This window comes from Agromyces sp. LHK192, from assembly GCF_004006235.1.
GTDB lineage: Bacteria > Actinomycetota > Actinomycetes > Actinomycetales > Microbacteriaceae > Agromyces.
The window spans coordinates 128,501-155,345 of the sequence record NZ_CP034753.1 but is presented as its reverse complement, the minus strand read 5'-3'; the positions used below and the strand labels follow the sequence as shown (position 1 = coordinate 155,345).

Here is a 26,845-nt window from a genome sequence, read left to right as displayed (position 1 = left end):
CGTCGCCCGACCGTGCATATGCTGTCCGGCATGGCCGGAACCGCCCTCATCACCGGTGCGAGCTCAGGGCTCGGCGCCGAGTTCGCCCGACAACTCGCCGCGACCGGAGCGAGCCTCGTGCTCGTCGCGCGCGATCGCGACGCCCTCGACCGAGTGGCCCTCGACCTCCGCTCCCGCTTCGGGGTCACCGTCGAGGTGCTGCCCGCCGACCTGCTGAAGCGTCGCCACCTCGCGAAGGTCGTCGCCCGCATCGCCGACCGCGAGCGGCCGATCGACCTGCTCGTGAACAACGCCGGCTTCGGGCTCCCGCTCGACTTCGCCTCGAACGACATCGAGGACGAGGTGCGCCACCTCGCCCTCCACGTCGAGGTGCCGATGCGCCTCAGCCACGCCGCCCTCGGCCAGATGCTCCCCCGCGGGCGCGGGCGCATCATCAACGTCGCCTCGGTCGCGGGGTTCATCCCGCGCTCGACCTACGGCGCCTGCAAGGGCTGGCTGATCAGCTTCAGCCGGTGGGCGAACGGCGCCTACGGCGCCCGAGGCGTGACGACGACCGCCGTCTGCCCTGGCTTCACGCACACCGACTTCCACGCGCGCATGGGCCTCGCCCGCGGCAAGGAGGGCGTCGCCCCGTGGATGTGGCTCGACGCCCGCACCGTCGTCGAGGAGGGGCTGCGCGACGCCGCACGCGGCAAGGCGGTCTCGATCCCGTCGCTGAAGTACCGCGTGATCATCGCGCTGAGCCGGCTCGTGCCGCCGTCGGTCTCCGCCGCGGTCGGAGCGCGCGGGCGGCGCTGAGCAGCGCCCCCGGTGGTCGAGTAGGCGCGCAGCGCCCCCGGTGGTCGAGTAGGCGCGCAGCGCCGTATCGAGATCTCGCGGACGCTCCCCTACTCGGCCGCTGCTCCGGCCACCTCATCGCGCGCCGCGGTGAACGCGTCGACGCAGGCGCGGATCTCGTCCTCCGAGTGCGCGGCCGACAACTGCACGCGGATGCGGGCCTGCCCCTTCGGCACGACGGGGAACGAGAACGCGGTCACGTACACGCCCCGGCGCTGCAACGCGTCGGCGATGCGCGCGGTCAGCGCGGCGTCGCCGAACATGACGGGCACGATCGCGTGCGAGCCGGGCAGCAGGTCGAAGCCCGCGGCATCCATCAGCTCCCGGAAGAGGGCCGCGTTCGCGACCAACTGCTCCCGCAACTCGCCCGACGACGCGAGCAGGTCGAGCGCCTGCAGCGTGCCTGCGACGATCGCCGGCGCGAGGGTGTTCGAGAACAGGTACGGGCGGGCGCGTTGGCGCAGCAGGTCCACGATCTCCTGGCGGGCGGCGACGTACCCGCCGGATGCCCCGCCGAGCGCCTTGCCGAACGTCCCGGTCGTGATGTCGACCCGACCCTCGACGCCGCACAGCTCCGGGGTGCCGCGGCCGTTCGCGCCGACGAATCCGACCGCGTGCGAGTCGTCGACGAAGACGAGCGCGTCGTACCGGTCGGCCAGGTCGCAGATCTCGGCCAACGGGGCGTAGTAGCCGTCCATCGAGAACACGCCATCGGTCACGATCACCCGGCGCCGCGCGTCGGATGCCTCGACGAGCTTCGCCTCGAGGTCGGCCAGATCGCGGTTCGCGTACCGGTACCGGCGCGCCTTCGACAGCCGGATGCCGTCGATGATCGATGCGTGGTTGAGCGCGTCCGAGATGATCGCGTCATCGGGCCCGAACAGCGTCTCGAACACGCCGCCGTTCGCGTCGAAGCAGGACGAGAACAGGATCGTGTCGTCGTACCCCAGGAACTCCGACACCTTGCGCTCCAGGTCGAGGTGCTGGGTCTGCGTGCCGCAGATGAACCTGACGCTCGCCATGCCGTAGCCCCACTCGTCGAGGCCGCGATGCGCCGCCTCGACGATGCGCGGATCGTCGGCGAGCCCGAGGTAGTTGTTCGCGCAGAAGTTCAGCACGCGCTGCGTGCCGCCGTCGGCCCCCTCGACCTCGACCTCGGCGGCCTGCGGGCCGCGGATGCCCCGCTCGCGCTTCGTCAGCCCCGCGGCCTCGATCTCGTCGAGCTCGGCCCGCAGCTGGTCCTTCACCGATCCGTACATGCTCAGACCTCCGTCCAATCCAGGATGACCTTGCCCACGCCACCCGATTCCGCCGCATCGAACGCCGCGCGCCACTCGCGCGCCGGGAACCGGTCGGAGATCAGCGACCCGACCCGCTCGCGCAGCACGTCGCTCGTCTGCAGCATCGCCGACATGGAGTTCCACGTCTCGAACATCTCGCGTCCGTAGATGCCCTTGAGCGTCAGCATGTGGGTGACGACCTTGCCCCAGTCGACCGGGAACTCCTGCGCCGGCAACCCGAGCATCGCGATGCGGCCGCCGTGGTTCATGTTGTCGATCATCTGCGGCAGCGCCTTCGGCGCCCCCGACATCTCGAACCCGACGTCGAAGCCCTCGCGCATCCCGAGCCGGCGCTGCACGTCGTGCAGGTCCTCGGATCGCACGTCGACCGCGGCATCCGCACCCATCCGCACCGCCAACTCGAGGCGGGCCGGTGAGACATCCGTCGCCACGATGAACCGGGCGCCGACATGCCGCGCGACCGCGATCGACATCAGGCCGATCGGCCCGCAGCCGGTGACCAGCACGTCCTCGCCGACGACCGAGAACGACAGGGCCGTGTGCACCGCGTTGCCGAACGGGTCGAAGATCGCCGCGACCTCGGGGGCGACCGGCGAGTGGTGCACCCACACGTTCTCGCCCGGGATCACCACGTACTCGGCGAACGCGCCGTCACGGTGCAATCCCAGGCCCAGCGTTCGGATGCACATCTGCCGACGCCCCGCGCGGCAGTTGCGGCACATGCCGCACACGATGTGCCCCTCGCCCGACACCAGGTCGCCGACCTCGACGTCGTGCACGAGCGGTCCGACCTCGACGACCTCGCCGGCGAACTCGTGGCCGGCGATGAGCGGCGCGGCGATCGTGGACGCAGCCCAGTCGTCCCACTGCTCGATGTGCAGGTCGGTGCCGCAGATGCCGGTGCGCAGCACCCGGATCTTCACGTCGCCGGGGCCCACCTCGGGCTCGGGCCGGTCGACGAACTCGAACCCCGCGCCGGGCGCGGGCTTGAAGAGGGCTTTCATCCTCGAATACCTCGATCTCTGGAACGGGTCGACGGGGTGGGCCGACCAGGCGGGTGGTCCGGGTCGTGTCCGGATGCTCCGTGCGCCAGTCCCGCCATCGTATCGGCGGGGCCGCCGACGGTCGGGTGTGTGACGGGCCGACCCGCCACCGATCGAGTGGGCGACGATCGCTGTTCCCGTGCGATGTTGGAGCGATACCTGCCCACTCGATGCCGAGCTGGTGCGTCATGGCGATGCCGAGCGGGTGCGTCGGGGCGATCGAGAGCGGGCGCGGCGCCGCGATCGCGAGTTGCCGCGCCCGGCGCCGGGCGCTACCATTCGAATCGATTCGACTCGAATCGATTCGACCGGCCCCGTGTGCGATTCCCGCACGGCCTCAGGCAAGGAGCATCCGATGGCGCAGCCCGCCTCCCCCGATAGCGTGGACGACGTGCGCGACACGACCGGGCCGTCGGATGCCGCAGCGCCCGAGCCGAACGGCGGCGAGCGCGGCGTGGGCGAGCGCGGCGCAGGTCACGCCTCCGGCGCACACGGCGGTTCCCGCTCGCCGCGCGAGCTCCGCGCGTGGCGCAACGCCGTGTTCGCGGTGTTCTTCCTCTCGGGCCTCAGCATGGCGACCTGGGTCGCGCGCCTGCCAACGCTGCGCGACGCCGTCGACCTGACCACGCAGGGCGTCGGGCTCGTGATCCTCACCGGATCGCTCGCCTCGGTCGTCGGACTCGTCGTCGCACCGCTCGTGCTCGCACGCGTCGGGCCGCGGGCGAGCATGGTCGCGATGCTGCTCGTCGTCGCGGTCGGCATCGCGCTGGTCGGGGTCGGCGGCTCGCTGGTGCCCTCCCTGCCCATCATCGTCATCGGGCTCATGCTGGCGGGCCTCGGCAACGGCGCGGTCGACGTCGTGATGAACGTCGACGCGGCCGAGGTCGAGCGCGAGCTCGGCCGCACCGTGATGCCGCTCATGCACGCCTTCTTCAGCTTCGGCACGGTCGCCGGCGCCGGCCTCGCGGCCGGGGCATCCGGTCTCGGCGTGCCCGTCGCCCCGCACTTCGCCGTCGTCGGCGCGATCATCGCGGGCGGCGTGCTCCTCGCCGGACGCTTCATCCCGCACCGCGCGGCGTACGGCGAGCCCGATAGCGCGCACGGCGCCGCGGCGGGCAGACGGCGTACCGGATGGGCCCAGCGCCTCCGTTCGAACCTCGCCGTCTGGGCCGACCTGCGCCTCATCGCCATCGGCGTGGTGATGCTCGCGATGTCGTTCGCCGAGGGCAGTGCGAACGACTGGATCGCGATCGCGGTCGTCGACGGCCACGAGTTCGACGAGACCACAGCCGCCACGGTGTTCACGGTGTTCACGATCTCGATGACGGCCGCCCGAGTGCTCGGCGGACCGATCCTCGACCGGTTCGGGCGGGTGCCCGTGATCCGCACCGAGGCGATCGTCGGCGTCGCCGGGCTCGCGCTGTTCATCTTCGGCACCGAGCTGTGGATGCTCGTGCTCGGCGTCGTGCTCTGGGGCATCGGCGCGTCGCTCGGGTTCCCGGTCGGCATGTCCGCCGCCGCCGACGTGCCGGACCGCGCCCAGGCCGCCGCCCGTGTCTCGGCGGTCGCGATGATCGGCTACACCGCGTTCCTCGTCGGCCCGCCGCTGCTCGGACTCATCGGCGAGCACCTCGGCATCCTCACGGCGCTGTGCGTGCTGCTCGGGCTCATGGTCGTCGCGGTGGCGATGGCACCGGCCGTGCGCGAACGGTCGGGCACGAGGGGCGCCCGGCACGACTGACGGGCTGCTCCGACCTGTCAACCCGTTGCAGGCCTCGGCGGTCGCTCGCAGACTGACGGCATGGCTCGCGTGATCGGCGACATCAGCATCAGCATCGACGGCTTCGTGACGGGACCCGACGACGGCCCGGCGCTCGGCCTCGGCCGGGGCGGCGAGGAGATCCAGACCTGGGTCGAGTCGCCTGCGGACGCCGACCAGCAGGCGCTCGACCGCGCGAGCGAGGCCGCCGCCGTGATCATGGGGCGCCACCTCTTCGACGTCGTCGACGGTCCATACGGGTGGCGTGAGGGCATGGGCTACGGCGCCGACCGCGACGCCCGCCCGCCGCTGTTCGTCGTCACGAGCGAGGCGCCTGATGCGCCTCGACTGCGGGACCTCTACCCGCTGACCTTCGTGACCGATGGACTGGCGTCGGCGGTCCGTCGGGCGAGTGCGGCCGCCGGAGACGGCGACGTGTACGTGATGGGCGGCGGCGAGACGGTCGGCGGATGCCTCGAGGCGGGCCTGCTCGACCAGTTGCGCCTGCACGTCTCGCCGATCGTCATGGGGCGGGGCACGCCGCTGTTCACCGGCGAGACCCGACGCATCCTGCGCCAGGTCGACGTCGCGGTGTCGCCCGTCGCGGTGCACGTCACTTATGCCGTCGACGCCTGAGCGCACCTCGCGCCCCCGGCTCCACCTGCGGGCGCCTACACTCGAACGGTGCGCCTCGTCATCGCCCGTTGCTCCGTCGACTACGCCGGCCGGCTCTCGGCGCACCTTCCGCTCGCCACGCGCCTGCTCATGGTCAAGGGCGACGGGAGCCTGCTCGTGCACTCCGACGGCGGCAGCTACAAGCCGCTGAACTGGATGAGCCCGCCGTGCGTGCTCGAGGCATCCGAGCCCGATGACGACCAGCGCGAATCCGGCGTGACCGAACTGTGGACCGTCACCCACAAGAAGACCGCAGACCGGCTGATCGTGTCGATCCACGAGGTGCTGCACGACTCGAACCACGATCTCGGCGTCGATCCGGGCCTGCAGAAGGACGGCGTCGAGGCGCACCTGCAGCAGCTGCTCGCCGAGCAGATCGAGCTGCTCGGCGACGGCCACCGGCTGGTGCGCCGCGAGTTCATGACGGCGATCGGCCCGGTCGACATCCTGGCGAAGGATGCCTCGGGCGCGAGCGTCGCGGTCGAACTGAAGCGGCGCGGCGACATCGACGGCGTCGAGCAGCTCACCCGCTACCTCGAGCTGATGAACCGCGACCCGCTGCTCGCGCCCGTGACGGGCGTGTTCGCCGCGCAGGAGATCAAGCCGCAGGCCCGCACGCTGGCCGAGGACCGGGGCATCCGCTGCGTGGTGCTCGACTACGACGCGATGCGCGGCGTCGACAGCGGCGTGCCGACGCTCTTCTGAACGGCGACGTGTTCCTGAGAATCGCTCAGATGCAGGGACCGTAGGATGTCCCGGTGACTTCGACCCTCTCTACCCGAACGGCGCCCGTGCCCACGCGCACCTGGTCGGCCGTGCTCTTCGACCTCGACGGCACCATCGTCGACTCCGAAGGCGAGATCACGAACTCGCTCGCCCACACCTTCGCCGAACTCGGGCTGCCCGTGCCCGACGAGGCCACCCTCCGCGCCTACGTCGGCCCGCCCCTGCTCGACAGCCTCCGCCTCATGGCCGGGCTGGATGACGAGCAGGCCTGGGCGGCGCTCGAGGCGTACCGCGCCCACTACGGGGAGCACCTGCTCGAGTCGCCCGTCTTCCCGGGCGTCGCCGGAGTGCTCCAACGGCTCCACGCCGCCGGCATCCCCATCGCGCTCGCGACCTCGAAACCCGAGTCGATGGCCCGACGCGTGCTCGAGCACAACGCGCTGACCGGGTACTTCACGGTGATCGCCGGCGCCAAGGACGACGAGTCGAACAGCACGAAGGCCGACGTCGTAGCCGACGCCCTCGAACGCCTGCGGGCGGCAGGCGTCGACACGACCGACGCCGTCATGGTCGGCGACCGCGGCTACGACACCCTCGGCGCCGCCGCCAACGGCGTGCCGACGATCCTCGTCGAGTGGGGCTACGGCTCCCCCGCCGAGGCCGCCGACACCCTCGCCGTGGTTCACTCGGCCGACCAGTTGCGCGGGCTGCTGCTCGGCGGCTGAGGCGCTCGGTCCGCGAAGCCGGGCTCCGGGCGCCGGCAGCGAGGTCACGGAGCCGCCGTCACCTCGACGGTGAATTCCACGATGTCGCCCGTCGCCGAGTTCTCGAGCGTGACGTCGGTCGAGCCCTCGGCGAGCGCGTCGATGCCCGGGTTGAACTGGGCGCTGCCGTCGTCGCGACCGGGCACGAACGTCGCGACGGACTCGTCGGCGATCTCGGCGGTCCACTCCGTGTAGGTCTCGTCATCGCCGGTCAGGTCGATCGTGTTGCCGACCGCGACTTCGACCGTCGTGCCATCGACGTCGGCGAGATCGACGATCACCGGGGCGACGACGGAGGCCGACTCCGAGGCACCGTCGTCGGATGCCCCGCCTCCCGTGCATCCGGCGAGCGCGAGTCCGAGCGCGAGCCCCAGCCCCAGCCCCGACGCGAGCCGACCGCGTCGCGGCGATCGCTGCACGACGACGGATGCCGCTCCCCGAGCCGCACCTGCACCCCGATTCCGATGCATCAGAACCCCCCGATTCCGTCGACGCGAACGCGCCGACGGGGCAACCGTAGCGCCTCCCGCACGATTCTGGCGCGAGCGCGCAGGAAATGCGACGCCCGAGGCATCCCCGCGCAGATTCGTTGTGTCTTTTCGAGCGCCCGTTCGAATTCCCAGCGTTCTCAAAGGAAGGCCTTCCCCCGTTCGGGGGTCAGGGGCAGGATTCCCACTACGTCCGACCACTCGCCGGACGTCGTTCATGCCGGAGCGGCACCCCGCTCGGGCACTCGGAGGGAGAATCCATGTCACATCGGACCACACGCGCGCGACAGCGCGTGCTGGCGTCGATCACGTTGGTCGCCCTCGCGGGCGGAGGCCTCACGGTCTTCGGCGCGAGCGCGGCCACGGCGGCACCGGCGCCCGCGGCACCAGCGACACCAGTCATCACCGATGACGAGTACTACATGAACTACGTCGCGCCACGTGCCGAGGCTGCATTCGGCGACGACGCCGAGCAGGCCGTGTTCGACATCGACGGCAACAAGGTCGAGGGCACCGAGGCCCCCGCCGAAGCCGTGGCGCAGGCGCTCGAGCTCGCGCAGGAGATCGACGAGAAGTACGCGGGCGGCAACCCGCAGGCCGCCGAAGGCCTCGCGATGCTCGAGAACGAGTCGATCGTCACCGGCAAGAGCCCGAAGGAGATCCGCCAGGCGCACCTCGAGAAGTGGTGGAACTGGCTCAAGAAGAAGTTCGGCCCCCAATACAAGGAGGCCAAGGAAACCCAGGAGGCGAAGCTCCTGACGATCCTCGTCGAGTTCGACGAGAACGCGAACGACGACTTCTCCGACCTGTACGTGCCCACCGAGTTCGGTGCGACGACCTGCAAGCCCGGTGACGTGCAGAACGGTCCGCTGCACAACAACATCCCGAACCCCGCCGACTACGAGCTCGAGGACAACAACTCGATGTGGGTGCCCGACTTCTCGCCGGAGCACTTCAACAAGATGCTCTTCACGAAAAAGGGCATCACCGAGCGCGTGCGCAAGGACCTCACCGGTCCCGACGGCAAGGCCGGGTTCGACATCTCCGGCTACACGATGAAGAACATGTACGAGGAGATGTCGCAGGGCGCGTACACCGTCACCGGTTCGGCCACCCCGTGGGTGAAGGTACCGCACTCCGAGGCGTACTACGGCGCAACGGTCTGCCACCTCAACCCGGAGACCGGCGAGTACGAGGCCGGCGCGATGCAGGACATGCAGGGCCACCCCGACAACCCGCTCGGCCCGGGCCAGCTCCCCATCGACGCGGTGGCCGCGCTTGCGGCGGCGCAGCCCGACTTCCCGTGGGCGGACTACGACATCGAGGACCAGGGCGACCGTGACGGCGACGGCAACGTCGTCGAGCCCGACGGCGTGATCGACCACGTCGTGCTCGTCCACGCGGGCGAGGACAAGTCCGGCGGCGGCGGCGCCGAGGGCACCTACGCCCTCTGGGCGCACTCGTCGGCCGTGGCGGGCGGCGCCCCGATTCCCGGCACCGACCTCTTCCTGTCGAACTACATCGTGCAGCCCGAGGACTCCGGCGTCGGCGTCTTCGCGCACGAGTACGGCCACGACCTCGGCCTGCCCGACCTCTACGACACCTCGGGTGCCGGCGACTCCGACGTCGACTTCTGGGATCTCATGAGCTCGGGTTCGCACGCCGGCCCGATCTTCCAGTCGATGCCGACCCACATGGGCCTCTGGGACAAGTGGGTGCTCGGCTGGGCCGACCCGGTCGAGGTGAACCCGGGCGACCGCACGAAGACCTACACCGTGGGCCAGAACTCGCGGCCGCTCAAGCACACCGAGGACGGCATCAAGGTCAACCTGCCCGACAAGACCATCACGCTCGCGACGCCGCACAGCGGCGCGAACATGTGGTTCACCGGGGCCGACCAGGACTGGGCCGACCTGCGCCTGGGTCGCACGGTCGACGTGCCCGCGACGGATCCGAAGTTCTGGATGTGGAGCGACTACGTCATCGAGGCCGACTGGGACTACGGCTTCGTCGAGGTCTCGACCGACGGCGGCACGACGTGGACCGAGCAGAAGGTCTTCGCCGAGGACGGCACCGAGGTGTCGACGCCCGACGGGTACGCCGACCCGAACGGCCGCCTGGCCGACTTCGGCACCGACGGCGCACCGAAGCAGTACGGACTCACGGGCGACTCCCACGGCTGGCGTCACGACTACGTCGACCTGACGCCGTACGCCGGGCAGACGGTGCAGCTGCGGCTGCGGCTCGCGACGGATGCCGCCTACCAGGACAAGGGCTGGTTCGCCGACGACTTCGCCGTCACGAGCGGCGCCGACGCGGTGTGGACCGACGACGTCGAGTCGGGTGACAACGGCTGGACGGCCGAGGTCGCCTCGTTCACCACGACGACCGGACCGGGATGGCGGATCGGCAGCGGCACCTCGGTGCAGGCGCAGTACTACCTGGTCGAGTGGCGCAACTTCGACGGTTTCGACGAGGGCCTGAAGTACGCGTACAACAGCGTGTACCAGGAGGGAGCGTGGAAGGTCGAGAAGCTCAAGTACAACGCACCGGGCATGCTCGTCTGGTACCGCGACACCACGTACGGCAACTCGAACAACATCATCGCGAACGAGACCGCGTTGCCGAGCCTCGGCGCGAAGGGCGGCCTGCTGATCGTCGACAGCCACTTCAACCCGCTGCAGCGCACCGGCACTGCTGCTGACGTCGACCCGTCGACGCTCAACATCATGCCGTCGCGCGCGCAGTCCTCGAACGCGGCGTTCGGCCTCAAGTCGACGTACCCGTTCACGGAGTGCATCGTCGACGCGGCGCTCACCGAGCACTGCACCGACATCGCGGCCCTGCCGCCGGTGAAGACCTTCACCGACAACCAGGGCTGGGTGCCCGGGCTCGCGCTGCGCGAGTCCGACGGCGCGCTGTTCTACCGCGACCGGGATGCCTCGACGGTCGTGCCGTCGGTCGGCAACCAGCCGTACTCGGTGCCGCTGTACGACCTGGCGGGCAACCGCCTGCCGGCGTACGACGGGGTCGACATCGGGCTCGGCGCATTCGGCTCGGGCAACCCGTCCGACGCCGGCGTCGGGTACGGCACGGTGATCTCGCTGAAGTACGCCTGGCTGGGCAACCTGGCCGCATCGATCAGCGTGACCCCGCCTGCGGGCTGATCGGCTGAACGGAGCGCGGAGGGCCGGGGCGGATGCCTCGGCCCTCCGTAGTGCGTGCCCTCCGTCGTGCGCGCCGCCCTTCGCTCGTGCACGCCGCTGCCCCCACGAGGGGAGGAGTTCTGCGCCTCGGGAGGTTCGTATGCGCGAGGGGAGGCCTCCCGCGGCGCGATTCACCTCCCGTGCGTCGAACCACTGGTCGCGCGTCGGTGCCCGGCGGACGCCCTCAGCTCGTGGCGTCGGTCGCAACGGTGGCGAGCCAGCCGTCGACGAGGCATCCGATGGCGTGACGGAATTCGTCGGCGTCTCCGGCGCGCAGTCCGAGTTCGCCGGCCGCGTCACCGTAGGGGCGCGCGGGCGCGTCGCTCCAGAGCGTGGCCGGTTCGTCGGCGGATGCCACTCCCCACGCGGTTTCGATGGCGATCTGGCCCACCACGGCGGCCAGCAGTGCGTGCGCGGCGCGTGCGGAATCCGATTCGTCGAGGCCGCCCGCGGCGAACGCCGCACCGGCCAGCTCGCTGAACGCGCCCGCGTTCGGGCCGTCGAGCGGACCGGAGGTGACGAGGGCGATCGCGCCCGCGTGCTCCGCGAGACGGGCGCGCAGGTCGTCGGCGAGCGCGATCAGGCGTTCGCGCGGTGCAGCGGGCTGCGCAGCGTCCTCACCGCCGAGACCGCCGAGCCCATCGAGGCCGTCGAGCAGTTCTTCGACCATCGCCGCGAGCAGCGCGTCCTTGCCGTCGAAGTAGGTGTACATCGCGGTCGGCGTGAGGCCGAGGGCCGCGGCGACGCCGCGCACCGAGACGGCGGCGAAGCCCTTCTGCTCGAGGATCTCGAACGCCGCGGCGACGATGTCGCGCTGGGTGAGGCTTCGGCGGGGTCCGGGTCTCATGGGCTCCTCCAGGTCCTTTCAACCGTACCCGCTCGGCGGCCGCGCCCAGGTCGCGCAGCGTCGCCTGTGGCACGCTTGGAGGATGGCCGCAGCAACACCCGCACCCTTCACCTCCCCGCTCGCCGAGGCGCTCGCGCCCGCGTTGCTCGAACGGTTCGGCCGCTACGTGCGCGTCGGAACACAGTCGGATCGCGACAGCGAGACCGTGCCGAGCTCGGCCCGCCAGTTCGACCTCGCGCGGGTGCTCGTCGACGACCTGCTCGCCCTCGGCCTGGCCGACGCCCGCGTCGACGAGCAGTGCTACGTCTACGCCACGCTGCCCGCCACCATCGACGAAGCCGACGGCCCGGTGCCCGTGATCGGGCTCATCGCGCACATGGACACCAGCCCCGATGCGCCCGGCGACGGCGTCGAGCCGATCGTGCACCGCGCCTACGACGGCGGCGTCATCGAACTGCCGCGCGGCGGCACGGTGCTCGACCCCGAGCGGATGCCCGACCTCGCGGAGCACATCGGCCACGACCTCGTCACGAGTTCGGGCGACACCCTGCTCGGCGCCGACGACAAGTCGGGCGTCGCCGCGATCCTGACCGCGGTCGCGCACCTGGTCGCGCACCCCGAGCTGCCCCGACCGACGCTGCGTCTCGCATTCACGCCCGACGAGGAGATCGGCCGCGGCGCCCACCACTTCGACGTCGAGGGCTTCGGCGCACTCTGCGCGTACACCGTCGACGGTTCCGAGGTCGGCGAGCTGCAGGACGAGACGTTCTCGGCCGCGGGCGCGACCGTCACGATCGTCGGCCACGACGTGCACCCCGGCTTCGCGACCGGCAAGCTCGTCAACGCGGCCCGCCTCGCGGCCGAGGTGGTCGCGGCGCTCCCTACCGAGCTCACGCCCGAACGCACCTCGGAGCGAGAAGGCTTCATCCACGTCTACGACGTGCAGGCGAAGGCTGCACGGGCGACGATCCATGCGATCATCCGCGACTTCGACGACGAGCTGCTCGCCGCGCACGGCGACCTGCTGCGCCGCACGGTCGACGAGGTCGTCTCACGGGAGCCGCGCGCGCACGCCACCGTCGAGATCGTGCCGCAATACCCGAACATGCGCACGTTCGTCGACGAATTCCCCGAGGTCACGCGCGCCGGCGAACTCGCGATCGAGGCCGAGGGCCTGGTACCGCTGCGCACCGCGATCCGCGGCGGCACCGACGGATCGCAGCTGAGCGCCATGGGCCTGCCGACCCCGAACCTGTTCACCGGCGGGCACGAGTTCCACTCGGTCCGCGAGTGGGCGTCGGTGCAGGAGATGTCGGCGGCCGCCGCGACGGTGGTGCGCCTCGCCGAGGTGTGGACGACGCCCGAGTTCCGCGGCGCCAGTCGCTGAGGCGCGGTATCTGCCGCTGAGCCCGCGCTCTGAGCCCGACTCGAGGCATCCGCCTCGAGTCGGGCACGCGAGCGGTGTCCGACCTACGCGGCGGCCTCCGCGAGCGCCGCCTCGATCGCCGAGACCACGGCGGGGTCGTCGGGCTCGGTGCGGGGGCGGAACCGCGTGACCGTGCGGTCGGGCGCGACGAGGAACTTCTCGAAGTTCCAGCTCACCTTGCCCGCCTTGCCCTCGGCGTCCGGTGTCTTCTTGAGCTCGGTGTAGAGCGGGTGCTCCTTCTTGCCGTTGACGCGCACCCGGTCGACGATCGGGAACGTGATGCCCCACGTCGTCGAGCAGTACTCGGAGATCGCCTCGTTCGACGAGAGCTCCTGGAGGAACTGGTTCGACGGGAATCCGATCACGGTGAAACCGCGGTCGGCGTACTGCTTCTGCAGCTCCTCGAGCTTGGCGTACTGGGGCGCCAGGCCGCAGCGCGACGCGACGTTGACGACCAGCACCGCCTTGCCCGCAAACTCGCCGAGCGAGGTGGTGCCGCCGTCCATGGTGGTGAAGGGGATGTCGTCGATGCGGGTCATACCGTCACCGTAACGCGCCCACGCGCACGGCGGCCTCGGTGCGGGTGGATGCACCGAGCTTTCGCAGGATCGCCGAGACGTGCACGCTCGCGGTCTTGCCGCTGATGAACAGCCGCTCGCCGATCTGCCGGTTGCTGAGCCCCTCGGCGATCAGGTCCAGCACCTGACGTTCGCGGGCGGTCAGCTCGGCGATGCCGGGATCGGCGGATGCCTCCGCCGCGGCGTCGACCGAGCGCGCAGGCGCATCCGCAGACTCCGCCTCGGAGCCGGTCGCGGCACCGGTCACGGCGAGCCCCGCGGCCTTGGCCACGCGATCCACGTGTTGCGCGACCAGCGTCACGCCCGTCGCCTCCGCGAGGTCGCGCGCGGCCTGCAGACTCGCGCGTGCGGCCTGCCGATCGCCCGCCGCCAGTTCGGCTTCGCCGAGCCGGTAGGTCGCGTACGGCAGCGAGAAGACGTGCGCTTCGGGGGCGTCGACCGCGCGGACGGCCTCGCGCCACGCCTCGACCCGGACTTCCGGTCCATCGAACTCGCTGAGCTCGGCGTCGATCTTCGCCCGCCAGACCGGTGTGTTCGGCCACACGACGAAGCCATCGACGACCTCGCGCAGGCGCTCCACAGCCTCGGCGAGCGCGTCTCCGTCCATCCCGGCCGCCTCCCGGCTGGACTCGTCGCTGCGCACGATCATCGCGAGCACGCGCGCCGCGGTCCACGCCAACGGCCAGTCGTAACCGGGTGCGAGCGGTCCCCCGGCGAAGAGCTCGCCGCACGCGCGCCACGCGCCGGCCAGGTCGCCGGTCTCGAGCAGCAGTTCGGCCGTGAGCCGGCTCGCCCCGAGCCTCGTCTGGTTGTCGTCCACGACCATGTGCGCGAGCGGCTCACGGACCGGCGTGAGCATGGCCAGCGCGCCCATCGGGTCGCCCCGCCAGAGCTTCGCCCGGGCCCTCGCCAGGGTCAGGTAGACGCGGAACGGCGGCGGCGGGTCGAGGGCGAGTCCTCGCTCGATCAGTGCGTCGGCGCGCTCCCATTCGCCCAGTGCGATCAGGGGGTCGACGGCATTCCCGGCCAGCAGCACGCCCGTGCTGCGCTCCAATCCCTGCGCGCGAGCGCGGGCGAGGCCCTGCTCAGCGAAATCCACCGCCGACCGGTGGCGGCCGAGCAGGTATTCCTTGTCGCTGGTGTTGACCCAGTAGCGCAGCATCGCGGGTGGGTCGCCCTCGGCAAGGCGTTTCGCCTCCTCGAAAGCCTCGATCGACTCCTCGATGTCTCCCGTCACCGTGAGGCTGACGGCCTGGATGTTCTTCGCGACCGACGCAGTCCGGGCGGCGCCGAGTTCGACTGCGAGTTCCAGCGCCTCGCGCGCCGGCGCGGCCGCCTCATCGATGAAGCCGGCGACCATCAATCGGCCCGCGAGCGCCGACAGCACGGTCGCCCGCAGGTCGCGCGAGATCGGGTCGTCGGCGTCGCCGAGCCGCTCGAGCGCCTCGCGGAGCAGCGCGACCGCCTTGCCCGATCGGCCGACGCTCGACAGGGTCAGCGCCTGGTCGCGCAGCAGCCTCGCGGCCTGGAGGCCCTCGTCGGGGCATTCGTCGAGGGCCGCCTTGATCACCGCGAGCGAGCGCTCGCTCTCGCCCGCGTTGCGCAGGTGCGAGGCGGTACGGCCCATGAGCTCGATCTTGTCCATGCCCGCGACCCGCTCGGGGTCGGCGACCACGTCCCACAGCTCGATCGCCCGCTCGCCGAGCTGCGCCGCGGTCGCGTACGCGGTGGCGGCGCGCGCCTCGGCCATCGCCTGCACGGTCGCGGGGAACGCGCGCTCGGCGTCGCGCGCGCCCAGCCAGTGGAAGGAGATCTCGGCGGCGAGACGGCGCGTGCCGGTCGCGGTGAGCGTCTCGTAGGCCTCGGCGTACCTTGCATGGAACCGGCCGCGTTCACCCGGGAGCAGGTCGTCGAGGATCGCCTCTCGCACGAGCGCGTGCCGGAAGACGTAGTCGTCGCCGTCGATGGTGAGCACGCCCGCGAGCACCGCCTCGCGCGCCGCGCGCTCCAACTCGTCGGCGTCTCCGTGGTGCACGCGATCGAGGAGGTCGTGCGAGATGCGCACGCCCCCGGTCGAGATGAGGCGCAGCACCTGCTGGGTCGGCTCCGACAGTCGCTCGTACCGCGCGAGGAGGAGGTCGCGAAGGGTGTCGGGCATGCTGCCGTCGCGGCATCCGTCGATGCCGACGAGCTCCTCGATGAAGAAGGGGACGCCCTCGCTGCGGCGGTAGATGGTGTCGAGCGCATGGTCGGTCGGCGACTCGGCGATGAGCCGGCGCGCGAGCTTGCGCACCTGCGCCTTCGTCAGCCGGGAGAGCTCGCGACGCTCGACCCAGCGGTCGCGCTCGATCTCGGAGAGGAATCCACGCACCGGATGGCCGCGCCCGATGTCCTCGGTGCGGTACGTCAGCACGATCAGCACCCGGCTCGAGGTGAGCGCGCGCATCAGGAATCGCAGGAGCGACAGCGACGCCATGTCGATCCAGTGCAGGTCCTCGATGACGAGCACGATGACCTGGTCGCGCGACAGCGTCTCGAGCAGCACCGCGATCGCCTCGTGCAGCTGGCCCGTTCCCGCGGCTCCGGCGGGCAGCGCAGGCGCCTCGGGCGCGACGGCATGCAATTCGGGGAGCAGGGCCAGGATCGACGCCCGCCCAGGCCCGACGGCCTCGAGCACCGCCTCGGGGCCGAGTTCGGCGACGAGACCGCGGAGGGCGGCCTTGACGGGGGCGTAGGGCGCCGCCACCTCGCCGAGGTCGACGCACTGCCCGAAGAGCACGCGGACGTCGGTCGCCAACCCGGTCGCGAACTCGCGCAGCAGGCGGGTCTTGCCGATGCCGGCCTCGCCTCCGAGCACGACCGTGCGAGGCGCGCCCTCGCGCGCCTCTTCGAGCAGGCCCTCGAGCCAGGACAGATCGGCCTGCCGGCCCACCATCTCGGGGCTCGACATCGACGTCGTCACCATGCCATCGTGCCACGCACGACCGACATCGATGCCCGGCACGACCGGCTCCGGCAGCACGTCCACGAAATCAGGCCGAAACGGGACGGTTCGTTTCGCGCGGGACCGAGGCATCCGATGATCCTGCGTGAGACGAACCGTCCCGTCCGAAGCGGCGTGGGCGGATGGGGCCGGCGGCGGTCGCCGTGCTCCGCCGCGTCATGCGAGCCGCGCGGTGCGCACGACCGCACGCCGCGAGCGGCCCGGCCAGGCGAGCCGGCGCGACCGCGACGACGGACCGCCGTCGATCGCGGCATCCTCGTCGGCCAGACGGCGGGCGTCGAGCTCGAGCTCGCCGGCCAGGCGGTCGCTGTCGTACTGGTGCAGGACGGTGAAGTCGGCTGCGTGGTGCATGGTGATCCTCCTTCTGGATGCTTCGACTCTCGTCTCTGAGGTACCCCCGCCTCATCGGGCGATCGCCCTATTCCGGGCGACGGATGCCTCAGATCGCGCGGGTGGGCGTACGGCGGTAGCCGTCGCGCGTGAGCTGCACGACGGTGCCCGCGACCGCGGTGACGACCGCCGCCGCGACCAGGATGATGAGCATGGACATGGGACACCTCCTTTCCCGGCTCCGGTCCGATTTCCAAGGGGCAAGCCTTCACGCGGGGCGGGAGTCGGTCGCCAGCGCTGCCACCGAATCCGGTAGGGGCGTGCCCGGAGGCGTGAGCCCTGAGGCGATCGGTTCCCCCCAACTGGGAGCGTGCGGCACGACTCCGGCCCACTGCGCGTGGTCCTCACCGTCATCGGCCGCCTCGGACGGCCCGCCGGCCCGTGCCTTCATCACGACGTCGACGATCGGCAGGCGGAGCACCCGGGTGGCGGCGACCTCCTTGCGTGTGCTGGCGCGCAGCTCGGCGACGCGGCCCGGGAGCAGCCGATCCGACAGGGCGTCGAGGGCGGCCGGCTCGTCGGCGACCGGTTCGAGCACGCCGTACACGATCGCGCTGCGGTAGTTCATCGAGTGGTCGAAGAGCGAGCGGGCCACCACGACGCCGTCGAGCGCGGTCACGGCGAACGCGACGGTCTGCCGTTCGTCGGCTGCGCGTAGGGCGAATCCGCCTCCGGTCGAACCGTGGAGCAGCAGGTCGTCGCCGACGCGCGCGTACGCCATGGGCACGACGACCGGCTCGCCGTGGTGCACCGCGGCGAGGTGACCGATGAGCTGCCCGTCGAGAAGGCGGTCGAGTTCGGTGCGGTCGACGACCTGCCGGTCGGCGAGGCGGCGAATGCGGCGGGCGGGCGGAGCGACGGATGGCGCAACGGGTACGGCGTGGGTCATGGGTCCAGTTTCGGACGCAACTGGTATGCGATACAGTCCAGTCATTCCAAGATCAGCCAGACCAGTTGGAGCCTGCACATGGACGGACCCCTGCTCGTCGTGGACCGCGACGACTCCACGCCCATCGGCGTCCAGCTCGTCGACGGGCTCCGCCGGGGCATCCTGTCGGGCGCACTGCGCGCCGGCGACGTGATGCCGTCCACCCGCGTGCTCGCGACCGAGCTGGGCGTCGCCCGCAGCTCGGTCGTGCAGGCGTACGACCAGCTCGCCGGAGAGGGGTACCTGTCGACCCGCCAGGGCGCGCCGACCCGGGTGGCCGAACTCGAACGCCACCCGGCCGACGCGCACGCGCCGGGCTCGGCGCCGTCCGACCCGAGGTCGCGGAACACCGGGCCACTCGACACCGAACCGCTGGACGCCGACGAGCGGCCGTATTCCGTCGACCCGGTCGTGATCGACCTCTCCCCCGGCGTCCCGTCGCTGGCCCGGCTCGACGAGCGCGTCTGGCGCGCAGCCTGGCGAGCGGCCGGATCGGCCCCGGTCTCGGCCGATTCCCCGCCCCGGTTCGGCCTCCCCGAGCTGCAGCGCGCGATCGCCGACCACCTGCGGTACGCCCGCGGCGTCGCCTGTTCGCCCGACGACATCGTCGTCACCGCAGGCACCGGCGAGGCGACCGCGCTCGTCGCGATGGCACTCACCGAATCGCTCGGCCGCCCGCCGCACGTCGCCGTCGAGCACCCCGGGTACCCGACCGCTCGGCGCACGCTCGCCCGGCGAGGAGCGGTGCTCCGCGCGATCCCGGTGCTACGCGACGGCATCGACGTGGACGCACTCGCCGACCTCGCCGACGATGACCCGGCCGCCGCCGACACCGGCGGCGGGAGTGACACCGCCGGTGGCCTCGACGCCGTGGTCGTCACCCCGAGCCACCAGTACCCGCTCGGCGGGCGCCTGCCCGTCGCCGACCGACTCGCACTGCTCGACCTCGCCGACCGGAACGGCTGGCTCGTGATCGAGGACGACTACGACAGCGAGTTCCGGCACACCGGCGCACCGCTGCCGGCCCTCGCGTCGCTCGACCGCGGCGGTCGGGTGGCGCTCATCGGCAGCTTCTCGAAGGTGCTCACGCCGTCGCTCCGGCTCGGCTACCTGGTGCTGCCGAACGAGCATGCGACCGGGGCATCCGGTCGCCGGTTCCGCGATGCCGTCGCGGCGATCCGTCGCGACGAACTGCCGCCCGTCCCCGGCCCCGTGCAGCACGCCATGGCCCACCTGCTCGAGACGGGCGCGCTCCGACGGCACATCGCCGCGACCCGACGCGAGTACGCGCACCGTCGACGGCTCGTGATCCAACGGCTCGACGGATGCCCCGGCGCCGAGCTCACGGCCCTCGAGGGCGGTCTGCACGCCGTGGTGACGCTGCCGAGCGCCGAGGCATCCGCCCGGGTCGTCGACCGCCTGCGCGCCGAGGGCGTGGTGGTCGCGCCGCTCTCGATGTACGCGGTCGAGGGCGCCCTCGCCGGACCGGCGGGGTTCGTGATCGGGTACGCGGGCGTCTCCGACACGGCGCTCGACGGGGCGCTGCGCCGGATCCGTGCGGCCGTGCTCGACGGCTGACGCTGCGGCCGCCCCCTTCAGGAGAGTCCCGCTTCAGGAGATCGGAGGCAGGTCAGGACGAAATCGCGGATCCGGTCCTGAGCAGCCTCCGATCTCCTGAAACCGGCACTGCGCAGCGAGCTGTCGGGAATCCGATTTCCACATCATGGTCTGCACTGACCCACGCGCCCGGGCAGCGGCCTAGGCTGGCGATCGACGCCCTGCGGACGGAGGAAGCGATGGAGCTGGGGAGACGAGGCGCGGCGGCGGCCGGCATCACCGTCGTGCTCGCGTTCGCGCTCACCGGATGCTTCCCCGCCGAGGCCCCACCGGCCGAGACCGTGATGGTCACCGTGACGGCGACTCCGACGCCGACGCCCACTCCGACGCCGACGCCGGTCGCCGAACCGGCGCCCGCGCCCGAGCTGGCACCCGCCCCGGACCCCGTGCCCAACGACCCGGCGCCGGTCTACGAGCCCGGGCCCGCGTACGACAACGGCCCGATCCCGGGCGCCATGGGAACCGTCCAAGTCGACGGCAGTGGCACCCCCGCGCTGTACATCGTGGTGCAGGGCGACAGCTTCTTCGACATCGCCCAGCGATTCGACCTGCCGCAGCAGCAACTGCTGCGCATGAACCCGCAGATCCACGACTTCGGCGAGGCGGTCTACATCGGCGATCCGATCAACCTCGACTGGACGAGGGTCGGCGTCGGCTGAGACCATTCGGCTGATGGAGACCGTGTACCTCGAACCGTGGCATCCGTGGCCGTTGCTCTTCTCGGCCGCAGCCGTCGTGCTCGGGGCGGTGTTCGCGATCGCGGGGCGGGGCATCCGGTGGCTGCGGGAGATCGGGTACGTGCTCGTGGTCGGCGGCGGGCTGTCGGCCGTCGCGCTGCTCGGGTTCCTGTCGGGCACGTGGGACCAGGGGCAGCGGCGCGACGCGCTCGTCGGGCTGGGGTACGAGGATCCGACGTTCTCGGGGGGCGAGGGCATCGTCGGCGGCACGCCCGGCGCGATCGACTTCCGCGCGACCCTCGACGGCGAGGAGGTCACCGGGCAGATCGTGCCGCTCGGCGACGGGCAGTGGCAGGTCGTGGAGGACGGCGGCTGACGTGGACGCGACCGTCACCCTCGAACCGTGGGAGCCGTGGCCGCTCGTGATCCCGGCGCTGCTGCTGGTCGCCGGCATCGCGATGTCGATCGTGGGCACCCGCAAGAAGTGGAAGCCCATGCGCGAGGGCGGCTACGTCGTCTTCATCATCGGGGCGCTCGCGTGCGGCGCGATGGCATGGTCGCTCTCGGGCATCTGGGACGCCGAGCAGCGCACGCGTGCACTCGAGTCGCTCGGCTACGAGTCGCCGATGTTCGGGGCGGGCACCTCGCCGGTCGGCATCGACGGCTCTGGGGCGGGCGGAGACCTGCCGCCGATCGGATTCCAGGCCGTGCGCGACGGCGAGCGCGTGCGCGGCGTGATGCTGCACCAGGGCGGCGACCGGTGGCTCGTCGAGGAGGTCGAGCAGAGCGGCCCCGACGACGATTGAGCGGTGACTGAGCGCCGGAAGCTGAGCATCCCCTCCAGACCGTGCGTTGCGGCGGGGTGCGCCGCATAGTCTCGTCCTGCGGGCGGTGCCGGGGGGGCGCCACCGCACGAACGGGGGGTTCGATGTACTACAGCACCGGCAACTACGAGGCGTTCGCCCGACCGCGCAAGCCCGAGGGGGTCGACGCGAAGTCGGCGTGGTTCGTCGGGGCGGGGCTCGCCTCGATGTCGTCGGCGGCGTTCATGATCCGCGACGGGCGGATGTCGGGCGACCGCATCACGATCCTCGAACGGCTGCCGCTGCCCGGTGGCGCGCTCGATGGCATCAAGCGCCCCGCGAAGGGGTTCGTCATCCGCGGCGGCCGCGAGATGGAGGACCACATGGAGTGCCTGTGGGACCTGTTCCGCTCGATCCCCTCCCTCGAGGTCGAGGACGCGAGCGTGCTCGACGAGTTCTACTGGCTCAACAAGGACGACCCGAACTTCTCGCTCTGCCGGGTCACCGAGCACCAGGGGCAGGATGCTCGCACTGACAACCTGTTCGGCCTGAACGACGCCGCCCAGAAGGACATCGTCAAGGTCTTCCTCGCCACCCGCGAGGAGATGGAGGACAAGCGGATCGACGAGGTCTTCTCGACCGACTTCCTCGACAGCAACTTCTGGCTGTACTGGCGCACCATGTTCGCGTTCGAGGAATGGCACTCGGCCCTCGAGATGAAGCTGTACCTGCACCGGTTCATCCACCACATCGGCGGCCTGCCCGACCTGTCGGCGCTGAAGTTCACGAAGTACAACCAGTACGAGTCGCTCGTGCTGCCGCTGTACCGTTGGCTGCTCGACCAGGGCGTCGAGTTCCGGTTCGACACCCAGGTGACCGACATCGACTTCGCGTTCGACGGCGACGAGGCGCGCGCGACCCGCATCTCGTGGACGGAGGGCGGCCGGCCGGACGGCGTCGACCTCGGCGTCGACGACCTCGTGCTCGCGACCATCGGCGGGCTCACCGAGAACTCCGACGAGGGCGACCAGCACACGCCGGCGAAGCTCGACACGTCGCCCGCCGCCGGTTGGGCGCTCTGGCAGAACCTCGCGGCGAAGCATCCGACGTTCGGCCGGCCCGACGTGTTCTGCGGCGACATCGAGAAGTCCAAGTGGGAGTCGGCGACGGTCACGACGCTCGACGCCAGGATCCCCGAGTACATCGAGCGCATCGCGAAGCGCGACCCGTTCAGCGGTCGCGTCGTGACGGGCGGCATCGTCACCGCGAGGGACTCGGCCTGGCTCATGAGCTGGACCGTCAACCGGCAGCCGCACTTCAAGCAGCAGCCGAAGGACCAGATCGTGGTGTGGGTGTACGGCCTGTTCGTCGACGTGCCCGGCGACTACACCGGCAAGACGCTGCAGGAGTCGACGGGCGAGGAGATCACCCGCGAGTGGCTCTACCACCTGGGCGTGCCGGCCGACCAGATCGACGACCTCGCGGCGAACGCCGCGACGTGCGTGCCCGTGATGATGCCGTACGTCACGTCGTTCTTCATGCCCCGCAAGGCCGGCGACCGACCCGACGTCGTGCCCGAGGGCGCGGTCAACTTCGCGTTCATCGGCCAGTTCGCCGAGACCACGCGCGACTGCATCTTCACGACCGAGTACTCGGTGCGCACGGGCATGGAGGCCGCCTATCGACTCCTCGGCATCGACCGCGGCGTGCCCGAGGTGTTCGGGTCGACGTACGACGTGCGCGCGCTGCTGAAGGCGACGAGCCGCCTCCGCGACGGAGCCGCGGTCGACCTCCCCGGTCCGAAGTTCCTGCGCGAGCGGCTGTACCGGCGGCTCGACGGGACCGAGGTCGGCGAACTGCTCACGGACTTCAAGCTGATTCCCGAGCACGGCGGAACCACGGCCCGTCCCCGCACCGACGACGCGATCGAGTGAGGCGGGCGCCGGGGGCGTAGCGTGGAGGGGTGCTGACTCCGCCTACGCCGAAGCAGGTTCCGACGACGAGGGAGCACCACGGCGACGTGGTGACCGACGAGTACGAGTGGCTGCGCGACAAGGACGATCCCGAGGTGCTCGCGCACCTGCACGCCGAGAACGCGTACACGAACGCGCGAACCGAGCACCTGTCGCTGCTCACCGAGCAGGTCTTCGAGGAGATCAAGGCCCGCACGAAGGAGACCGACCTCTCGGTTCCGACCCGCGAGGGCGATTGGTGGTACTTCACGCGCACGCAGGAGGGCCAGCAGTACGGCATCCACTGCCGGGTGCCGGTCGCGGGCCCGGACGACTGGGAACCGCCGGCTCCGGATGCCTCGGCCGAACCGCTGCCCGGCGAGCAGGTGCTGCTCGACGAGAACGTCGAGGCCGAGGGCCACGAGTTCTTCTCGCTCGGCAGCTTCGACGTGTCGGGCGACGGCTCGCTGCTGCTCGTCGGCGTCGACGTGGAGGGCGACGAGCGGTACACCCTGCGCATCCGGGCGATCGACGGCAGCGGGCGCGAGTTCGCCGACGAGATCGATGACACGTCGTCCGGCGCGATCTTCGACCCGAGCGGCCGGTACGTGTTCTACACGACGGTCGATGATTCCTGGCGGCCCGACACCGTGTGGCGCCACGAGGTCGGCACCGAGGCATCCGGTGACGTGCAGGTCTTCACCGAGCCCGACGAGCGGTTCTGGCTGGGTGTCGGGCTGACGCGCAGCCGCCGGTTCCTGCTGCTCGAGGCCGGTTCGAACATCACGAGCGAGACCCGGCTGCTCGACGCCGACGACCCGACCGGCGAGTTCGCCGTCGTCTGGCCGCGCAAGGACGGCGTCGAGTACGACGTCGAGCACGTCGTCGCCGGGGGCAAGGACCGGCTCCTCATCGTGCACAACGACGGGGCCGTGAACTTCGAGCTCGTCTCGGTCGCGGCATCCGACCCGCAGGGTCCGCGGCGGATGCTGCTGCCGCACAGCGAGCACATGCGCATCGAGGGCGTCGACGCCTTCCGCGACTTCGTCGCGCTCGAGTACCGGCGCGACGGCCTTCCCCGCGTGGCCGTCGCGAAGGTGCCTCCCCAGGGTCTGCCGGCGGATGCCACTCCCGACGACACCCTGCACGAGCTCGCGTTCGACGAGGCGCTCTTCGCCGTCGGCGTCGGCTCGAACCCCGACTGGGCGCAGCCGATACTCCGCATCGGGTTCACGAGCTTCGTCACGCCGACGACGGTGACCGACATCGTCATCGCGACGGGTGAGCGCCTCGTGCGCAAGCAGCAGCCGGTGCTCGGCGACTACCACCCCGAGCGCTACGAGCAGCGCCGCGAGTGGGCGACGGCCGACGACGGCACCCGGATCCCGATCTCGCTCGTGTACCGGGCCGACCTGGTCGAGGCGGGCACGCCCGCACCGACCCTGCTCTACGGGTACGGGTCGTACGAGCACTCGATCGACCCGGGGTTCTCGATCGCGCGCCTGTCCCTGCTCGACCGCGGCATGGTGTTCGCGGTCGCGCACGTCCGCGGCGGCGGCGAGATGGGCCGGCTCTGGTACGAGCACGGCAAGAAGCTGCACAAGCGCAACACCTTCACCGATTTCGTCGCCGCGGCGAAGCACCTCGTGGACACGGATGTCTCCGAGCCCGAGCGCCTCGTCGCGCAGGGCGGTTCGGCGGGCGGACTCCTCGTGGGCGCGGTCGCGAACCTCGCACCGAAGCTGTTCAGCGGATTCCTCGCCGAGGTGCCGTTCGTCGACCCGCTGACGTCGATCCTCGACCCGTCGCTGCCGCTGACGGTGATCGAGTGGGACGAGTGGGGCAACCCGCTCGACGACGCCGGCGTCTATGCGTACATGAAGTCGTACGCCCCGTACGAGAACGTGCACGACGGCGAGCACGGCAGCCACTACCCGCCGATCCTCGCGGTGACCTCGCTGAACGACACCCGCGTGCTCTACGTCGAGCCGGCGAAGTGGGTGGCGCGGTTGCGCGACCGCGGCGCCGACGCCCTGCTGCGCATCGAGATGGCGGCCGGGCACGGCGGAGTCTCGGGTCGATACTCGGCGTGGCGCGAGCGCGCGTTCGCGTACGCCTGGGTGATCGACGCGGCGAAGGCGCATCCCTCGGGCGAATAGCGCGACTCACCGGTGTCACCGCGGCCCGGTCACCTCGAGCCGGTCACCTCGGGCCGGTCACCTCGGGCTGGCCTGCCCACTCGCGCCGCTGCCACGGCGGCGACGCGGGAGCAGCAGGGCCGCCGGTAGTCCGGCCGCGGCGAACACCGCTGCGGCGAGGAACGCCGCCCGGAGACCTTGGGCGAGGGCATCCGTCTGCTCGATGCCCGCGCCGCCCTGCGCGATCGCCGCGCCGGTGACCGAGGTGGCGACCGCCGTCGCGATCGCGATGCCGAGGGCGCTGCCGATGTGGAAGGACGTGTCGACGAGCCCCGCCGCCAATCCGGAATCCTCCGGGGGCACGCCGTGCAGGGCCGCGATCTGCCCCGCGACGAACGCCGCTCCCATGCCCAGGCCGAAGATCAGGAGCGGCCAGAACAGGTCGCCGAAGAACGACCCGTCCACTGAGGCGGTGCTGAGCAGCAACGTGGCGGCGACGATCAGCACGAGCGCGGGCACGGCGACCGCGCGCAGGCCGAAGCGGGTGACGGCGGCCTGACCCCCGAAGGCCCCCGCGACCGACGCGACCGTCATGACGGCGCACGCCAGCCCGAACTGCAGCGGCGAGAAGCCCAGCACCTGCTGCGCGTACAGCGTGAGCGGGAAGAGCATGCCGTCGACCGCGAGTCCGATCGCGAGGATGATGAGGTTGCCCGCCGTCAGGGTGCGCATGCCGAAGATGCGGAGAGGGACGAGCGGCGCGCTCGACCTCGACTCGATGAGTGCGAACACCGCGATCAGCACGACCGCGGCCCCGAGCTGCACGACCGTCGCGGCACTCGCCCACCCCGCATCGGGCGCGTTGACGATGGCCGAGATCAACAGCGCCAGCGCGGCCGTGATCGTGATCGCGCCGGCCGCGTCGAATCGGCGGACGGCGACCCGTCGGCGGCTCTCGCCCACGAGCCTCGGCAGCATGACGAGCACGACGACGCCGACCGGGACGTTGATGAAGAAGATCCACTCCCAGCCGAGCGTGGCGGTGATGACCCCGCCGGCGAGCAGTCCGGCGGTCGCGCCGATGCCGCCCAGGGAACCCCAGAGTCCGAGGGCGCGGTTGCGCTCGGCCGGGTCCCGGAACAGCACCATGACCAAGGACAGCGCCGTCGGCGCCATGACCGCAGCGGATGCCCCCTGGACCAGCCGTGCCACGATCAGGGCGATCCCGGTCCACGCGAACCCGCACGCGAGCGAGGCGACCACGAACACGGCGGTTCCGACGAGGAAGATCGCCCGGCGGCCGAGCAGGTCGGCGACGCGCCCGAAGAAGAGCAGCAGGCTGCCGAACGTCACGGCGTAGCCGGTGAGCACCCACTGCACCGCCGAGACCTCCAGGCCGAGGTCGTCCTGCATCGCCGGGATGGCGGTGAGCACGATCGTCGAGTCGAGGATCACCATGAAGAACGCCGCGCCGAGCAGCGCGAGCGCCTTCCATCGCCGCGGGTCGGGCGAGTCGTCGGGCGGGCCGTCGGTCGTGACGGCGTCGGCGGTGGTGTCGGCGGCGGCGTCGCCAGCATCGTCGCCCGACGTCTTGCGTCGTGCGGCGGATCGATCGTCGGTCATGGCCGACCTCCCAGCGGGGCGCGGGGCGCGCCCCGGCACACCTCACCACATCCAGTCCTAAAC

22 protein-coding genes are annotated in these 26,845 nt (G+C 71.3%); 13 read left to right on the top strand and 9 right to left on the bottom strand.

Annotation, left to right across the window (positions count from 1 at the left end; genetic code table 11):
* Positions 1 to 30 precede the first annotated feature (30 nt).
* Positions 31 to 798, top strand: a complete 768-nt coding sequence (locus tag ELQ40_RS00735; RefSeq protein ID WP_127791953.1) for an SDR family oxidoreductase — start codon at positions 31 to 33, stop codon at positions 796 to 798.
* An 89-nt stretch (positions 799 to 887) separates the two neighbouring features.
* Here the strand turns inward: ELQ40_RS00735 and ELQ40_RS00730 are convergent, their stop codons facing one another.
* Positions 888 to 2,096 carry a glycine C-acetyltransferase gene (locus ELQ40_RS00730; protein ID WP_127791952.1) on the bottom strand — a complete coding sequence of 403 codons (1,209 nt, stop codon included), beginning with the start codon at positions 2,094 to 2,096 and terminating at the stop codon, positions 888 to 890.
* Between the two features lie 2 nt (positions 2,097 to 2,098).
* Entirely contained in the window at positions 2,099 to 3,142 is a 1,044-nt protein-coding gene (tdh, locus tag ELQ40_RS00725; protein WP_127791951.1) for an L-threonine 3-dehydrogenase, read from the bottom strand.
* Between the two features lie 394 nt (positions 3,143 to 3,536).
* On the opposite strand from tdh, the gene ELQ40_RS00720 reads away from it, so the two are divergent.
* Genes ELQ40_RS00720 through ELQ40_RS00705 form a run of 4 tightly spaced genes read left to right on the top strand, consistent with a single transcriptional unit; the run spans position 3,537 to position 7,066 of the window.
* Positions 3,537 to 4,922, top strand: coding sequence for a sugar MFS transporter (locus ELQ40_RS00720; protein WP_127791950.1), 1,386 nt, complete (start codon positions 3,537 to 3,539; stop codon positions 4,920 to 4,922).
* 60 nt (positions 4,923 to 4,982) lie between these two features.
* A complete protein-coding gene (locus tag ELQ40_RS00715) occupies positions 4,983 to 5,576 on the top strand; it encodes a dihydrofolate reductase family protein (RefSeq protein WP_127791949.1) in 594 nt (197 codons plus the stop codon).
* Positions 5,577 to 5,624: 48 nt separating this feature from the next.
* On the top strand, positions 5,625 to 6,320 hold the full coding sequence (nucS, locus tag ELQ40_RS00710; RefSeq protein WP_127791948.1) for an endonuclease NucS: 696 nt from the start codon (positions 5,625 to 5,627) through the stop codon (positions 6,318 to 6,320).
* Between the two features lie 53 nt (positions 6,321 to 6,373).
* Positions 6,374 to 7,066, top strand: a complete 693-nt coding sequence (locus ELQ40_RS00705) for an HAD hydrolase-like protein (RefSeq protein ID WP_205649396.1) — start codon at positions 6,374 to 6,376, stop codon at positions 7,064 to 7,066.
* 44 nt (positions 7,067 to 7,110) lie between these two features.
* Here ELQ40_RS00705 and ELQ40_RS00700 read toward each other — a convergent pair whose 3' ends face one another.
* Positions 7,111 to 7,575: a hypothetical protein gene (locus ELQ40_RS00700; protein ID WP_127791947.1), complete on the bottom strand. Its 465-nt coding sequence runs from the start codon at positions 7,573 to 7,575 to the stop codon at positions 7,111 to 7,113.
* 278 nt (positions 7,576 to 7,853) lie between these two features.
* Between ELQ40_RS00700 and ELQ40_RS00695 the strand changes: the two genes are divergently transcribed.
* Complete coding sequence (locus tag ELQ40_RS00695; RefSeq protein WP_127791946.1) at positions 7,854 to 10,760, top strand: immune inhibitor A domain-containing protein; 2,907 nt, start codon at positions 7,854 to 7,856, stop codon at positions 10,758 to 10,760.
* Positions 10,761 to 10,983: 223 nt separating this feature from the next.
* Here ELQ40_RS00695 and ELQ40_RS00690 read toward each other — a convergent pair whose 3' ends face one another.
* Positions 10,984 to 11,646: a TetR/AcrR family transcriptional regulator gene (locus ELQ40_RS00690; RefSeq protein WP_127791944.1), complete on the bottom strand. Its 663-nt coding sequence runs from the start codon at positions 11,644 to 11,646 to the stop codon at positions 10,984 to 10,986.
* Positions 11,647 to 11,728: 82 nt separating this feature from the next.
* Here ELQ40_RS00690 and pepT point away from each other — a divergent pair, with 82 nt between their 5' ends.
* Positions 11,729 to 13,033, top strand: a complete 1,305-nt coding sequence (gene pepT, locus ELQ40_RS00685) for a peptidase T (RefSeq protein ID WP_127791942.1) — start codon at positions 11,729 to 11,731, stop codon at positions 13,031 to 13,033.
* An 83-nt stretch (positions 13,034 to 13,116) separates the two neighbouring features.
* Here the strand turns inward: pepT and ELQ40_RS00680 are convergent, their stop codons facing one another.
* From ELQ40_RS00680 to ELQ40_RS00665, 4 genes are all read right to left on the bottom strand, one after another.
* Positions 13,117 to 13,611, bottom strand: a complete 495-nt coding sequence (locus ELQ40_RS00680) for a glutathione peroxidase (protein ID WP_127791940.1) — start codon at positions 13,609 to 13,611, stop codon at positions 13,117 to 13,119.
* Between the two features lie 4 nt (positions 13,612 to 13,615).
* Positions 13,616 to 16,678 (bottom strand): AAA family ATPase, encoded by a 3,063-nt coding sequence (locus tag ELQ40_RS19295; RefSeq protein WP_164863432.1) that lies wholly within the window; start codon positions 16,676 to 16,678, stop codon positions 13,616 to 13,618.
* 132 nt (positions 16,679 to 16,810) lie between these two features.
* The gene (locus tag ELQ40_RS00670; protein WP_127791936.1) at positions 16,811 to 17,005 is read right to left on the bottom strand and encodes a hypothetical protein; all 195 of its coding nucleotides are present in this window, start codon (positions 17,003 to 17,005) and stop codon (positions 16,811 to 16,813) included.
* A 247-nt stretch (positions 17,006 to 17,252) separates the two neighbouring features.
* The gene (locus tag ELQ40_RS00665; RefSeq protein ID WP_127791934.1) at positions 17,253 to 17,933 is read right to left on the bottom strand and encodes a pyridoxamine 5'-phosphate oxidase family protein; all 681 of its coding nucleotides are present in this window, start codon (positions 17,931 to 17,933) and stop codon (positions 17,253 to 17,255) included.
* Between the two features lie 78 nt (positions 17,934 to 18,011).
* Between ELQ40_RS00665 and ELQ40_RS00660 the strand changes: the two genes are divergently transcribed.
* The 6 genes from ELQ40_RS00660 (at position 18,012) to ELQ40_RS00635 (ending at position 25,180) form a co-directional block, all read left to right on the top strand.
* Complete coding sequence (locus ELQ40_RS00660; RefSeq protein ID WP_127791932.1) at positions 18,012 to 19,550, top strand: PLP-dependent aminotransferase family protein; 1,539 nt, start codon at positions 18,012 to 18,014, stop codon at positions 19,548 to 19,550.
* A 218-nt stretch (positions 19,551 to 19,768) separates the two neighbouring features.
* On the top strand, positions 19,769 to 20,248 hold the full coding sequence (locus ELQ40_RS00655) for a LysM domain-containing protein (RefSeq protein ID WP_127791930.1): 480 nt from the start codon (positions 19,769 to 19,771) through the stop codon (positions 20,246 to 20,248).
* A 13-nt stretch (positions 20,249 to 20,261) separates the two neighbouring features.
* Positions 20,262 to 20,642: a hypothetical protein gene (locus ELQ40_RS00650; RefSeq protein WP_127791928.1), complete on the top strand. Its 381-nt coding sequence runs from the start codon at positions 20,262 to 20,264 to the stop codon at positions 20,640 to 20,642.
* Position 20,643: 1 nt separating this feature from the next.
* Entirely contained in the window at positions 20,644 to 21,072 is a 429-nt protein-coding gene (locus ELQ40_RS00645; protein WP_127791926.1) for a hypothetical protein, read from the top strand.
* 122 nt (positions 21,073 to 21,194) lie between these two features.
* Positions 21,195 to 23,003 (top strand): oleate hydratase, encoded by a 1,809-nt coding sequence (locus ELQ40_RS00640; protein WP_127791925.1) that lies wholly within the window; start codon positions 21,195 to 21,197, stop codon positions 23,001 to 23,003.
* 29 nt (positions 23,004 to 23,032) lie between these two features.
* Positions 23,033 to 25,180 carry a S9 family peptidase gene (locus tag ELQ40_RS00635; protein WP_127791923.1) on the top strand — a complete coding sequence of 716 codons (2,148 nt, stop codon included), beginning with the start codon at positions 23,033 to 23,035 and terminating at the stop codon, positions 25,178 to 25,180.
* A 57-nt stretch (positions 25,181 to 25,237) separates the two neighbouring features.
* Here the strand turns inward: ELQ40_RS00635 and ELQ40_RS00630 are convergent, their stop codons facing one another.
* The gene (locus ELQ40_RS00630; RefSeq protein WP_127791921.1) at positions 25,238 to 26,782 is read right to left on the bottom strand and encodes an MFS transporter; all 1,545 of its coding nucleotides are present in this window, start codon (positions 26,780 to 26,782) and stop codon (positions 25,238 to 25,240) included.
* Between the last annotated feature and the right edge of the window lie 63 nt (positions 26,783 to 26,845).

Excerpts from the sequence above, each read along its gene's own strand:
- ELQ40_RS00700 (WP_127791947.1), bottom strand. The coding sequence starts at position 7,575 with ATGCATCGGAATCGGGGTGCAGGTGCGGCTCGGGGAGCGGCATCCGTC.
- ELQ40_RS00660 (WP_127791932.1), top strand. The coding sequence starts at position 18,012 with ATGGACGGACCCCTGCTCGTCGTGGACCGCGACGACTCCACGCCCATC.
- pepT (WP_127791942.1), top strand. The coding sequence starts at position 11,729 with ATGGCCGCAGCAACACCCGCACCCTTCACCTCCCCGCTCGCCGAGGCG.
- ELQ40_RS00695 (WP_127791946.1), top strand. The coding sequence starts at position 7,854 with ATGTCACATCGGACCACACGCGCGCGACAGCGCGTGCTGGCGTCGATC.
- ELQ40_RS00665 (WP_127791934.1), bottom strand. The coding sequence starts at position 17,933 with ATGACCCACGCCGTACCCGTTGCGCCATCCGTCGCTCCGCCCGCCCGC.
- ELQ40_RS00650 (WP_127791928.1), top strand. The coding sequence starts at position 20,262 with ATGGAGACCGTGTACCTCGAACCGTGGCATCCGTGGCCGTTGCTCTTC.
- ELQ40_RS00670 (WP_127791936.1), bottom strand. The coding sequence starts at position 17,005 with ATGCACCACGCAGCCGACTTCACCGTCCTGCACCAGTACGACAGCGAC.
- ELQ40_RS00690 (WP_127791944.1), bottom strand. The coding sequence starts at position 11,646 with ATGAGACCCGGACCCCGCCGAAGCCTCACCCAGCGCGACATCGTCGCC.
- ELQ40_RS00715 (WP_127791949.1), top strand. The coding sequence starts at position 4,983 with ATGGCTCGCGTGATCGGCGACATCAGCATCAGCATCGACGGCTTCGTG.
- ELQ40_RS00680 (WP_127791940.1), bottom strand. The coding sequence starts at position 13,611 with ATGACCCGCATCGACGACATCCCCTTCACCACCATGGACGGCGGCACC.
- ELQ40_RS00630 (WP_127791921.1), bottom strand. The coding sequence starts at position 26,782 with ATGACCGACGATCGATCCGCCGCACGACGCAAGACGTCGGGCGACGAT.
- ELQ40_RS00735 (WP_127791953.1), top strand. The coding sequence starts at position 31 with ATGGCCGGAACCGCCCTCATCACCGGTGCGAGCTCAGGGCTCGGCGCC.
- tdh (WP_127791951.1), bottom strand. The coding sequence starts at position 3,142 with ATGAAAGCCCTCTTCAAGCCCGCGCCCGGCGCGGGGTTCGAGTTCGTC.
- ELQ40_RS00730 (WP_127791952.1), bottom strand. The coding sequence starts at position 2,096 with ATGTACGGATCGGTGAAGGACCAGCTGCGGGCCGAGCTCGACGAGATC.
- ELQ40_RS00655 (WP_127791930.1), top strand. The coding sequence starts at position 19,769 with ATGGAGCTGGGGAGACGAGGCGCGGCGGCGGCCGGCATCACCGTCGTG.
- ELQ40_RS00720 (WP_127791950.1), top strand. The coding sequence starts at position 3,537 with ATGGCGCAGCCCGCCTCCCCCGATAGCGTGGACGACGTGCGCGACACG.
- ELQ40_RS00640 (WP_127791925.1), top strand. The coding sequence starts at position 21,195 with ATGTACTACAGCACCGGCAACTACGAGGCGTTCGCCCGACCGCGCAAG.